We start from the raw sequence: 11,958 nt of genomic DNA on the forward strand, positions 1-11,958 counted from the left end.
GCGCTTGTAGATAGAAGATAGTTTTTGTTATAATTCAACAGATAATGAATTAGAAGTATGAGGTGAACCTTTTGAGTCACGAAAAAAAATCGAATAAAAAGAAACGGACTACCCCGACACCGGCTACGCGTTTGGGTCCAGTTTTTCATATCAACGTCGCGTTAAAAGTCATCAAGTCACTGCTGTTGGTTTTTATCGTCACTTTATTTTTAGGTGGTATGTTAGTTGCTGGGATCGGTACGGGTTATTTTGCTTGTTTAGTGGAAGGAACGCCGACACCGACGAAAAAAGAAATCAAACAAAAAGTCGGCGACGTCGCAGAATCATCTAAGTTGTTGTACGCTGACAATCGCACGATCGCTTCGATCACATCTGATCCGGTCCGTGACAAAGTCAAATCTGACGAGATCTCGCCTTGGGTCAAAAAAGCAATCGTCTCGACTGAAGATGAATACTTTTATAAGCACCACGGTGTCGTACCAAAAGCGGTCGTCCGCGCGTTGTTAGGCGAACTAGTTGGTTTTGGCGCAGGCTCTGGGGGTTCAACCTTGACCCAGCAGTTAGTCAAACAGCAAGTGTTGACCAGTGAGACTTCTTTTAAACGAAAAGCCAATGAGATCTTACTAGCGTTAGACGTGGAAAAATATTTATCTAAAGATGAGATCTTGACCGCGTATTTAAACATCTCACCATTTGGTCGCAACAACAAAGGCCAAAACATTGCGGGGGTAGAAGAAGCGGCAGTCGGATTGTTCGGCATCCACGCAGCTGATTTGAATTTACCGCAAGCTGCTTTTATCGCCGGTCTCCCTCAAAGCCCGATCGTCTACACGCCTTACACAAGCACGGGGGATTTGAAAGATGATTATTCGATCGGGATGGATCGGAAAGATAATGTATTGTTCAACATGTATCGTCAAAAGCGGATCACTAAAAAACAATACGATGAAGCTAAGCAATACGATCTATCAAAAGATTTTCAATCACGGGAAGAACGTCAAAGTGAAAAACACGGTTTCTTGTATTACACCGTCTTCAATCAAGCGGTCGACATCATTGCCAAACAATTGGCCGATGAAGATAAAGTCAGCGCAAAAGATTTCAACACGACGCCTGTTTACAACCGGTATGTCGAACTAGCAAAAACAAAAATGCAAAACCAAGGGCTGCAAGTCCACTCAACGATCAACAAGGATGTTCATGACGCGATGCAGCTGGCTGTCTCTGAAGCTGGCGATTACCTCGATGACAGTTCCAGTGAGACGACGGAAACCGGGAATGTCTTAATGGACAATCAGACCGGAAAAATTTTAGGTTTCATCGGCAGTCGAAATTATAATAAAAACCAAAACAATCACGCCTTTGACACGAAACGTCAAGCTGGCTCTTCCATCAAACCGATCTTAGTTTATGGTCCAGCGATCGACCAAGGCTTGATCGGTTCTGAAACCCGAGTCGCGGATTATCCGATGCGTTACAAACGGGGCGAAAATGCTGGTAAGCAATTGGAAAATGCAGAAAACAAAGGTTCTAAAACTTTCCAAACTGTTCGCGAAGCCCTAGAAGAATCAACCAACATCCCTGCCTATCATGTCTACCAAGATCTATTGGAGAAAAAAGGCGGCGGCTCTGATCAGTTCGTCTACAATAATTATTTGAAGAAAATGAATTATCCCGCTTCCCATGACTGGGGCGTTGAAGCCGCACCGCTAGGAACGACCGACATGACGACGGCGACCCAAGTCAACGGGTTCCAAGCCTTGGCAAACGGCGGTGTGTATCAAGAAGGTTATGTGATCGACTCCATCACTGACAGTACCGGAAAAGAAATTTACAAACACAAAGCTAATCCGGTCCAAGTTTACTCACCGGCCACAGCTTCGATTATGAACAATTTGATGCGCAGTGTGATTGACGAAGAAAAAACGACGCCTTTCAAAAGTTTGTTGAGCGGTGTCAGTTATCCGCTAAGCACTGCAGATTGGGTCGGAAAAACTGGGACGACAGATAACTACGTCGATAACTGGTTAGTCGTCTCAACTCCAGGAATTACATTAGGCGGTTGGACTGGGCGCGATGATAACAAACCGATGGATGATAATGCCGGCACGCGAACTGCGAATTTTATGGCGTACTTAGCCGGTCGCATCTATAGCGTTGATCCGGATATTTTCAAGACCGATGAGAAATTCAAACTCACCGACGATGTCCAAAAATCAAAAGTCTCTTCCTTTACCGGTTTGCAACTGCAACCAAAAACCGTCACGACGGATACTGGCTCTAGCTACTCTGATCCAGGTAAAGAAAAAACGTCTTACTGGGCGAAAGATGGTCCAGGAGCAAATGCCTATGAATTTGGGATCGGAGGCACCTCCGATGATTATCGCGATTATTGGGCGAAACGCAATCAAAGCAGCAGTAGCCGCAAAACGAGCAATCGGACTTCCAGCAATGATGAGGAAGACGATGACGATACGGAGACGAACACGAACCAAAATCAAAACACGAATCAGTACAACAATAATCAATCCAACAATAATCAGTACAACAACCAATACAACCAATACAATCAATACAACTATGGTCAATAAGCAAAAAATAGAGCCCACTCGCGGCTCTATTTTTTGTAAACTCGTGACGAAACCTCAGTACGATCGCTGATTTTACAAGTGTCAAAATGTTTTGACACCGCCAAACCAGTAATGTCCAAGACTTTAGCTAGTCACGGCTGACTAATTCACTTAAATTAAAGTTAAAGGAGCGTTGACGATGCAACTACCACAACAAATCAAAAAACTTCGGGAACAGGCAGGATTTTCCCAAACGGAATTAGCCGAAAAAATTTATGTCTCGCGCCAGACGATCTCCAACTGGGAAAATGAACGCAGCTATCCCGATGTGGCGAATTTATTGTTGCTGAGTGTCTTATTCAACGTTTCGTTAGATGAATTAGTCAAAGGAGACGTGGACAGCATGAAGAAAAAAATTAAAAGTAAGCAGGAAATGAACATCTGGACGTGGGTGATGATCATAGCGATCGTAGCAGAAAGTTTAGCGGGTGTGCCGGCGGTTTTAACTTTTGGCTTAGGTGGCGGCTTAGCCCTCGTCTTTCCGATCTTTCTCGTTTCCATGTTCGCAGCGTTCAAATTGGAGCAGTTCAAAAAAAATAATGACTTAAAAACGTACGCTGAGATCGTGGCTTTTTATGAAGGGCGAACACTTCCCGCTAGAAAATCACCGACTGGAATCGATTGGAAAAAAATCGGGGCTGCCTGCCTCATCATGCTGATCGTCGCTGCGTTAAGTCTATTTAGTTTCTGGATCTTTTGGGTTGCCACCTAGATCAGTCGCCACTAAAAAATGTGCCGCCGTTTCAAAACGGGGCACATTTTTTTAGTCATATTTTTATTTGGTCGTTCCTTTTTCGTCGATGCCATGAGGAAGTAAGATCGTTTTTTCTTCGACTTCTTCTTTGTTCATCATCTTCGTTAACAGACGCATCGCAACCGCACCGATGTCATATAACGGTTGTGTGATCGAGGTCAACCGAGGACGCGCCACTTCAGTTAACAATGAATCATTGCTGGTGATGATCTCGAAATCTTCAGGAACTTTGATCCCTTTGTCTAATAAACCATCTAAGATCCCGATCGCTAATTCATCGTCCGTCACGTAAGCCGCTGTCGCACCACTGTTCAATAAACGATCGACTAAATTCAAACCGTCTTTGAAATTGTAGCTTGCTTCAAACACTAAGCCTTCATTATACGTCAAATCATTTTCAGTCAAGGCTGCTTTATAACCGCCCATCCGTTCTTGCCCATTGATTTCATCGATCAACGCGCCGCTGACAAACGCAACTTTTTGATTGCCATGTTTAGCTAACAAATCCACCGCTTCTTTGGCCGCTGCCGCGTAATCAATGTTGACACTACCGACTTGCGCATCTGGATCGATCGAACCAGCTAAGACGATCGGCGTTTTTGAACGTGAAAATTCAGCCCGCACTTCATCGGTAATGCGATGACCCATGAAGATCACGCCATCGACTTGTTTCGCTAACAAATTATTCAAGACGTTGACTTCTTTTTGCGTCTCACCATCTGAATTAGCTAAGATAATATTATACTTATACATCGTCGCAATGTCATCGATCCCGCGGGCCAATGAAGCAAAAAACATATTGCTGACATCCGGGATGATCACCCCGACCGTCGTCGTTTTTTTGCTAGCTAGTCCTCGCGCTACCGCATTTGGTCGATAATCTAAGCGATCGATCACTTCCAGCACTTTTTTACGCGTCGTTGGTTTGACATTTGGATTGCCATTGACCACTCGCGAAACAGTTGCCATTGAAACATTTGCTTCACGGGCAACATCATAAATTGTAATTGTTTGTTTTTCCATTATCTTTCCCCCGTCTTTTTTCTTGTTTTCAGAAAAAGTCATTTACATTTCCTAAAGATAATAGCATTTCCTTTCTTGCATTGCAACCGTTTTTATCTAACTTAAGAGTTTTTTTTGGAAGCGTTTCAGATATTAGTTTGAAGAAATAAACACTAGTGTTACAATAAATCTAGATCAAATGGAAAGAAGGGTTCTCATGAATCAAGAAAAAGTCAAAGAATTACGCAATTGGATGGAAAAAAACGGAGTCGAGCTCGCTTACATCTCAGACCCAAGCCATATCGGTTATTTTTCCGGCTTTGAGTCAAATCCAATGGAACGCATCTTAGCTTTATTCATTCCACTAGAAAAAGAGCCATTCCTATTCGCACCGGGCCTTGAAGTTGAAGATGCCAAAGCCAGCTCATGGGAATATGACGTCATCGGCTACTTAGATAGTGAAGATCCTTGGAAGATCATCGTCGAAGAGATCAAAAAACGCTACGGTGCACCGAAAAAAATGGCATTAGAAAAGGGCCAGCTCGTCTTAGATCGCTACCAAAAATTAGTCGATGCGTTTACGGGAACTGATTTTTCTGCAGATATGACGCCACTGATCCAACAACTTCAACTATATAAGACTGAAGAAGAATGTCAAAAATTGATCCAAGCCGGCTCCACTGCTGACTTAGCCTTTGAGATCGGTTTTAAATTAGTCAAACCCGGCGTGACAGAAGAAACGATCGTCGCAGAAATCGAATATGAATTGAAAAAACAAGGGATCAAACAAATGTCCTTCCCAACTGAAGTTTTAGCCGGACCAAATGCTGCTAGCCCCCACGGTTCTCCAGGTAAAAACACAGTCAAAGAAAATGAATTAGTTTTATTTGACCTTGGGACGATCGTCAACGGCTACTGTTCTGACGCTACTCGGACGGTAGCATGCGGCAAACCATCAGACCACCGGAAAAAAATCTTTGAGATCGTCTATGAAGCGCAAATGAAAGCCCAAGCTGCGATCAAACCGGGCATCACTGCCGCGCAATTAGACAAGATCGCTCGCGATGTTATCGAAGGCTACGGCTACGGTGAATACTTCAATCACCGTTTAGGCCACGGAATCGGGACGACGATCCACGAATTTCCTTCGATCGTTGCCGGCAATGACATGGAGATCAAAGAAGGTATGTGCTTCTCGATCGAACCAGGGATCTATTTGCCAAACGATGTGGGTGTCCGGATTGAAGACTGTGTCTATGTAACAAAAGACGGCTGCATTCCATTCACTAAAACACCAAAAGAATTAATCGTTTTATAAAATGAGTAAGCGAGCAACGCTTAAAACTCAAACGGCTTGTTCTTAGCAATCGACTAAGCGCAAGCCGTTTCTTTTTTTGTTATACTTGTTTTTGAAAGGATGATCCGATGAAACAACCACTTGCTCCACTCCTCACCCCACCAATTCAAACAGATTTTTATTTGGAAGACGAAGCGTTGTTCGAACAACTAGCAGCCGAAAATTTTGATTACAGTTACTTGACGTGTCGAAATTTAGTTTTGCACGATGCCCTCTTAAAACGTGTGACTTTGCAAAAGTCGCGCTTAGAACGCTTTGAAGCCAGTAACGTGATTTTTCGCCAATGTGATTTTTCGAATTTAGAACTACTGGGTGCTAGTCTCCACCAAGTGTGGTTCGATCAATGCAAATTGACCGGCGCTAACTTCGCGGAAAGTTATTTACGTGACTGTCGTTTTACAGATTGTGTCGCAGATTTTACTTCTTTTAGCCAGACGAATCTAAACGTTACCGCCTTTGAAACTTGTCGGCTGACAGAAGCAGAATTTTATCACAGCCGCTGGAAAGATCTCACGCTACAACATTGTGAATTGACCCGCAGTAATTGGTCAGCTACTAAACTGGCGCAATTAGATTTTTCCAGTAATCAGTTTGACGCGATCGCAGTCAGCCAAGAACAATTAAAAGGCGCCATCGTTACACCGGAACAAGCGCTCGTCTTCGCTCGCGGACTAGGATTAGTGATCAAATTGTAAACTACATTTTCAAACGTAAAACATCAGCCCCTCACAGCAAACACTTCGGCTGTGAGGGGCTGATGTTGTTCATAACTTTATTTTTCCATTGAATCAGGATTGTTTTGTTCAACATTTTCTTTTAGTTCTTCGATTTTCGCTTCGACTTTTTCAGCTTTGGCGTCCGCTTTATCGGCAGCCTTGTCGTTAGGATCAACTTTGTCTTTGACCTCAGCTTTACCCGCGTTGACTTCGTGTTGCATGTCTTCTTTTGCTTCTTTAGCATCGATTACGATATCATCTGACTCATCGATCACTTCATCTTTGACATCGTCAGCAGCTTTGCGGAAACGATCTGATAATTCACTCGTTTGATCTTTCAAATCATCTTTGGCATCGTCTTTGATCCCTTTGACGTTTCCGGCTGTGTTGCTCGCTTTTTCTTTGACAGAAGAAGCTAAGTCACTCGCTTGACTTTGGATATTGCTGGCGCGATCTTTCACCACTGAACCGACTTCGCTACCTTTTGATTTTAGATCTTCTGTATAACTTGAAGCTTGATCTTTCAAATCATCGGTCTTGCTAGCTAGATCATCTCGTAGTTCTTTCCCTGATTTTGGTGCAAACAATAATGCTGCGGCTGCGGCTGCAACCCCACCGATCATTGCTCCTGCTAAAAATCCACCTGTTTTTTTACCCATCTTACTGATCCCTCCTATAAGTTTGTTTGATTAGCGGTCTGCTTCCGGCCTTTAAAATATTTGATCGTAGACTGGCCGACTTTTCCTGCGACTTTGACTTTTGATTTGCCTTTGCCGACTGAGCCAACTTTGCCAATGAGCCCTCGACTAGCTGAATTCAGATCGGTCACGCTCTCACTTAAGTCAGCGACCGCTTGGAACAACGGGTCGATCGTCTCGACTTTCCCATTGACATCATTTAATAAATGATTGCTTTTAACGAGCAGACCTTCCACTTGGTGCATCAAAACATCGACATCTTTCGTCAAAACATCGATCGTGTTGTTCGCTTCTTTGACCGTCGTATCGACTTTTGACATCGTCTTTGAGACTTGCATCAGCAAACGCACGATAAAAATAACTAACACTACAAAGGCGATTGCCGCAATCAACGCAGCGATTTCCCCTCCACTCATCTGATCACTCCTTCAGGATTTATATGATTTCAAAAAATAATCCTCTTATTCTGACTATTATTATATCATTTCTAATGAAAATCACAAAAGTAAACCCTTGCGGAAGCTGAAAAAACAACTCGTAAAACCTTGCTGGTCATTTATTTTTTGAAACACCACTAACAAAGCAAAAGTTATATAACAAAAACTCACTATTTTGATCAAAATAGTGAGTTTTTGTGCTACACAGCCTTCGAGCAAGTCTAGAGCTGTGCTTATTTATTTTTTTTCGGTTTAGCTTCTGGAGCTTCCGCCGCTAATTTTTTTCCAGTCTCAATGATGTAGTTTCGCAATTGGTCTTTGATCTCAGGATGATGCAAGCCATATTCGATACTGGTAGTCATGAAACCAAATTTGTCCCCAACATCGAAACGTTTGCCGGTAAATTCATGGGCGAAGACCCGTTGCGTTTTGTTCAAACGATCAATCGCATCAGTCAATTGAATCTCATTGCCGGCTCCTGGTTGTTGCGTAGCTAAGATCTCAAAAATTTCTGGGGTCAACAAGTAGCGGCCGATGATCGCCAAATTACTTGGAGCTTTTTCTGGTGCTGGTTTTTCCACGAAGTTTTTGACATTGAATACGCCTTTTTCCACTTCTTCACCAGGATTAATGATCCCATATTTTGACGTTTCTTCGTGGGGTACGCGCATCACCGCGATCGTCGCCGCATGCGTCTTATCATAATCATTCATCAATTGTTTGGTCAGCGGCACGTTGTCTTCCATCAAATCATCGCCCAGCATGACAACAAACGGTTCATTTCCAACAAACGCACGGGCTTGTAAGACTGCATCGCCTAAGCCACGGGGGTGTGATTGCCGAATGAAATGTAGATTGACATCGGTCGTCTCTTCGACTAATTTCAACAAATCAGTCTTACCCTTTTCTTTTAAATTCATTTCCAATTCGATATTCGCATCGAAATGGTCTTCGATCGGCCGTTTCGCTTTACCCGTCACGATCAAAATATCTTCGATCCCTGATTTAAGTGCTTCTTCTACGATAAATTGAATCGTTGGTTTATCGACAATCGGCAGCATTTCTTTGGCCATCGCTTTGGTCGCTGGTAAAAATCGCGTACCTAGGCCGGCTGCCGGGATCACCGCTTTTCTAACTTTTTCACAACACATCGTCATCCCTGCCCTTCCGCTATTTTAAAGTGAATTCATTTTCATTGGTGCCTTCTCTAGTCATCAGATCCGTGCACGCTTGTTTGACTTCTTTGCCATTGTATAACACATCATAGATCGTTTCGGTGATCGGCATCGAAACATTCATCTGTTCCGAAAGTTCTTTAGCTGCTTTAGTCGTTGCCACACCTTCCACGATCATGCCCATATTGTCTAAGACTTCCGGCAATTTGTGACCTTTTCCTAATAAATTTCCCGCGCGCCAGTTCCGCGAATGGACTGATGTACACGTGACGATCAAATCACCAACGCCCGACAGCCCAATAAAGGTCAATGGGTTAGCTCCCATCGCCACCCCTAGCCGACTGATCTCAGCTAAACCGCGCGTCATGATCGCCGCTTTGGCATCGTCGCCATAACCTAAACCGTGAAGTGCACCGGCACCGATTGCGATGATATTTTTTAACGCAGCACCGGTTTCCACACCAATCACATCGTCATTCGTATAGATTCGCAAATAATCATTCATGAATAATTTTTGCACGTATAGCGCTAACTTTTCATCGCGACTGGCTGCCGTGATCGTTGTGATGTCATGCACGGCGACTTCTTCGGCGTGGCTTGGTCCAGAAAGCACCACAATTCCTTGGCGTTTTGCTTCGGGGATCTCTTCTTTCAACACTTCTGAGATCCGTTTATGGGTTTCTTGTTCCAAGCCTTTGCTGGCATGGATCACCACCGGTTTATTTTCGACGATTGCGCTGAATTGTTGCGCTACTGCACGGATCGCTTTAGTCGGTACTACAAATAAAACAGCGTCGACATCTTTGATCGCAGCTTTTAATTCTTTCGTCGCTACGATACTTTCGGGGATCTTTAAGTCCGGTAAATAATGGCGATTCGTATGATACGTGTTGATCTCATCGATCTGGGCGGGGTTATTCCCCCAGATCCTTACTTCATGGCCATTTTCGGCTAAGACTTGTGCCAGTGCCGTCCCCCACGAACCCGGTCCTAAGACTGCAACTTTTTGTTTCACGCGTAGCTCCTCCTTTGATGTGGTTCCTGTTACGTGAGCATTTAAACTGAGGCTCACTTCTTTAATTAAATGCCGTAACAAAAGCTGTTTCTGTTACGCTCTCTCGCTTTTTCATCATAACACACTTGATTTTTTTTAGGCAATGATTACAAAAGCGCTTCATTCTTTCCTAAACTTCTCCGATAATTCTTCACATTTTTACGCCGCCGAAGCCAGATCAAAACTAGTCCGCCGAAAAACAAACCAAATGACAACAGTTGCGACACCCGCAAGTTTGCAAACAAATACAAACTGTCCGTCCGCATCCCTTCAATGAAAAAGCGACCAAAGCTATACCAAACGACATAACTCAAAAAGAGCTCGCCTTCTTTGAACAGCTGGGTATACTTTCGCAAAAAAATCAGCAATAAAAAGCCGACGAAGTTCCAACTAGATTCATATAGAAAAGTCGGCTGCCGATAGAAACCTTCGATCCGCATATTTTGAATGATGAACTGAGGTAAGTGCAACCGATTTAAAAAAGCTTCGGTGGTCTTACCGCCGAACGCTTCATGATTCATGAAATTGCCCCAGCGACCGATCGCTTGCGCTAAGATCACACTGGGCGCACAGACATCTAAAAACAACCATGGATCGATAAAATTACGCCGCGTATACACGATCAAGACGATCAACGCCGCGATCAAGCCGCCATAGATCGCTAACCCGCCACTGCGAGTATTAAAAATCTGGATCGGATCGGCTAAATACGGCTTGAGATCGAACAACACATAATAAAGTCGGGCTCCCACGATCGCAAGTGGCAGCGCCCACAACATATAATTTGAAATGTCATCTTCTTTTAACCCGACTCGCAAGCTTTCGCGATTGGCTAACCATAAGCCAATCGCGATGCCAGAGACGATGATGATGGCATACCAATAGATCGGTAAGCCGAAAAATTCAAAGGCGACCCGATTAATCATTGCCAACATCTACTCACCCTTTTTCTGAATTTTCCTCGATCAAGTTCGTCAAACGACTCTCAAAAGTTTTCGTCGCGTCATACCCCATTGATTTCGCGCGGAAATTCATCGCAGCAACTTCAATGATGATGGCGACATTTCGCCCGGTCTTCACTGGGATCTTAACTTGCGGGATCTTAACTTCCGCGATTTCGACAAAAGTATTGGCACTGCCTAGACGGTCGTATTTTTTGCCTTTTTCCCAGTTTTCTAAATACACGACGAGTTGAACCGGCATCGAGCCGCGAACCGCACTCGCCCCAAACAGATCCATTACATCGATGATCCCGACTCCGCGGATCTCGATCAAATGCTGCAAAATTTTCGGTGGTTCCCCAACCAATGTCAATTCATCTTGTTGGTAGACATCCACTCGATCATCGGCGATCAAGCGGTGGCCACGCTTCACTAATTCTAACGCCGTCTCACTTTTCCCGATCCCACTATCACCTTGGATCAAGACACCTAGACCATACACATCGACTAACACGCCATGCACACTCGTCCGCGGTGCTAAACTGCCATTCAAAAAGCTCGACAACTCGCCTAACAAGCGCGACGTCGCAATCGGTGAACCTAGCACAGGAATATTGTATTCACTGGCAGCTTGAATCATTTCTTTTGGCGGCACGAGCCCCCGCGAGACGATAAACGCTGGCGTATCTTCACTGCACATCCGCCGCATCACCATCAAACGTTCTTCTGGGATCATCCGTTCCGCAAACGTGATCTCTTTATTTCCAAAAAGTTGTAAACGATCATGGGAATAATAATTGAAATAACCGGTCAATTCTAAACCTGGTCGCGAAATATCGCCCGTTTTGATCAAACGCTCCAAGCTTTTACTATCACCGGTCAAAACATCTAATGAAAGTTTATCAACGAGTTCTTTGACTTTGACCGTTTCTGACATCAAAAATTCCTCTTTTCTCCTCGATTTGTCTCTTATTTTATCATTTTCACTTGCAAGTTACTAGGACAGCTGTCAGTCTCCTTGCGATCTAGCTAAAAAAATAGTTTGTAAGTCTCAACCGCTTTACTCCAATCAAAACCACCCGTGTGAACGGGTGGTTTGCTCTTCGGCTGAAAGCCTCTATTACCGGCCACGGCCTAAAAGGCCCTCTGAAAGGTCTCCCTTCCGCACCACTTCTACTCGCTGATTCTAAAAGA

The 11,958-nt window shown here is 44.0% G+C and carries 11 protein-coding genes; 4 read left to right on the forward strand and 7 right to left on the reverse strand.

The features are described 5' to 3' along the window. Positions 1-71: 71 nt before the first annotated feature. Both GVJ38_RS01315 and GVJ38_RS01320 read left to right on the forward strand, forming a co-directional pair. Positions 72-2,591 (forward strand): transglycosylase domain-containing protein, encoded by a 2,520-nt coding sequence (locus GVJ38_RS01315; protein WP_159721359.1) that lies wholly within the window; start codon positions 72-74, stop codon positions 2,589-2,591. 178 nt (positions 2,592-2,769) lie between these two features. Next, entirely contained in the window at positions 2,770-3,342 is a 573-nt protein-coding gene (locus GVJ38_RS01320) for a helix-turn-helix domain-containing protein (protein WP_159721360.1), read from the forward strand. A gap of 63 nt (positions 3,343-3,405) precedes the next feature. Here the strand turns inward: GVJ38_RS01320 and ccpA are convergent, their stop codons facing one another. Continuing rightward, positions 3,406-4,407, reverse strand: coding sequence for a catabolite control protein A (ccpA, locus tag GVJ38_RS01325; RefSeq protein WP_159721361.1), 1,002 nt, complete (start codon positions 4,405-4,407; stop codon positions 3,406-3,408). A 196-nt stretch (positions 4,408-4,603) separates the two neighbouring features. Between ccpA and GVJ38_RS01330 the strand changes: the two genes are divergently transcribed. Together GVJ38_RS01330 and GVJ38_RS01335 are read left to right on the forward strand one after the other, a co-directional pair. Continuing rightward, positions 4,604-5,704 (forward strand): M24 family metallopeptidase, encoded by a 1,101-nt coding sequence (locus GVJ38_RS01330; protein ID WP_159721362.1) that lies wholly within the window; start codon positions 4,604-4,606, stop codon positions 5,702-5,704. Positions 5,705-5,811: 107 nt separating this feature from the next. Next, a complete protein-coding gene (locus GVJ38_RS01335) occupies positions 5,812-6,438 on the forward strand; it encodes a pentapeptide repeat-containing protein (protein ID WP_159721363.1) in 627 nt (208 codons plus the stop codon). A 77-nt stretch (positions 6,439-6,515) separates the two neighbouring features. Here the strand turns inward: GVJ38_RS01335 and GVJ38_RS01340 are convergent, their stop codons facing one another. The 6 genes from GVJ38_RS01340 to hprK form a co-directional block, all read right to left on the reverse strand. Next, positions 6,516-7,118, reverse strand: a complete 603-nt coding sequence (locus GVJ38_RS01340; protein WP_159721364.1) for a YtxH domain-containing protein — start codon at positions 7,116-7,118, stop codon at positions 6,516-6,518. Between the two features lie 14 nt (positions 7,119-7,132). Continuing rightward, complete coding sequence (locus GVJ38_RS01345; RefSeq protein ID WP_159721365.1) at positions 7,133-7,573, reverse strand: DUF948 domain-containing protein; 441 nt, start codon at positions 7,571-7,573, stop codon at positions 7,133-7,135. Between the two features lie 254 nt (positions 7,574-7,827). After that, complete coding sequence (gene galU / locus GVJ38_RS01350; RefSeq protein WP_159721374.1) at positions 7,828-8,745, reverse strand: UTP--glucose-1-phosphate uridylyltransferase GalU; 918 nt, start codon at positions 8,743-8,745, stop codon at positions 7,828-7,830. Between the two features lie 19 nt (positions 8,746-8,764). Further along, positions 8,765-9,784 (reverse strand): NAD(P)H-dependent glycerol-3-phosphate dehydrogenase, encoded by a 1,020-nt coding sequence (locus tag GVJ38_RS01355; protein WP_159721366.1) that lies wholly within the window; start codon positions 9,782-9,784, stop codon positions 8,765-8,767. Between the two features lie 146 nt (positions 9,785-9,930). Continuing rightward, positions 9,931-10,758 (reverse strand): prolipoprotein diacylglyceryl transferase, encoded by an 828-nt coding sequence (lgt, locus tag GVJ38_RS01360; RefSeq protein ID WP_159721367.1) that lies wholly within the window; start codon positions 10,756-10,758, stop codon positions 9,931-9,933. 4 nt (positions 10,759-10,762) lie between these two features. Beyond that, positions 10,763-11,701 carry an HPr(Ser) kinase/phosphatase gene (gene hprK / locus GVJ38_RS01365; protein WP_159721368.1) on the reverse strand — a complete coding sequence of 313 codons (939 nt, stop codon included), beginning with the start codon at positions 11,699-11,701 and terminating at the stop codon, positions 10,763-10,765. Positions 11,702-11,958: the final 257 nt, after the last annotated feature.

The sequence above is a fragment of the Enterococcus sp. CSURQ0835 genome, from assembly GCF_902706605.1.
Lineage (GTDB): Bacteria > Bacillota > Bacilli > Lactobacillales > Enterococcaceae > Enterococcus_A.

Excerpts from the sequence above, each read along its gene's own strand:
- GVJ38_RS01330 (WP_159721362.1), top strand. The coding sequence starts at position 4,604 with ATGAATCAAGAAAAAGTCAAAGAATTACGCAATTGGATGGAAAAAAAC.
- GVJ38_RS01320 (WP_159721360.1), top strand. The coding sequence starts at position 2,770 with ATGCAACTACCACAACAAATCAAAAAACTTCGGGAACAGGCAGGATTT.
- hprK (WP_159721368.1), bottom strand. The coding sequence starts at position 11,701 with ATGTCAGAAACGGTCAAAGTCAAAGAACTCGTTGATAAACTTTCATTA.
- GVJ38_RS01335 (WP_159721363.1), top strand. The coding sequence starts at position 5,812 with ATGAAACAACCACTTGCTCCACTCCTCACCCCACCAATTCAAACAGAT.
- GVJ38_RS01340 (WP_159721364.1), bottom strand. The coding sequence starts at position 7,118 with ATGGGTAAAAAAACAGGTGGATTTTTAGCAGGAGCAATGATCGGTGGG.
- galU (WP_159721374.1), bottom strand. The coding sequence starts at position 8,745 with ATGTGTTGTGAAAAAGTTAGAAAAGCGGTGATCCCGGCAGCCGGCCTA.
- ccpA (WP_159721361.1), bottom strand. The coding sequence starts at position 4,407 with ATGGAAAAACAAACAATTACAATTTATGATGTTGCCCGTGAAGCAAAT.
- GVJ38_RS01345 (WP_159721365.1), bottom strand. The coding sequence starts at position 7,573 with ATGAGTGGAGGGGAAATCGCTGCGTTGATTGCGGCAATCGCCTTTGTA.
- lgt (WP_159721367.1), bottom strand. The coding sequence starts at position 10,758 with ATGTTGGCAATGATTAATCGGGTCGCCTTTGAATTTTTCGGCTTACCG.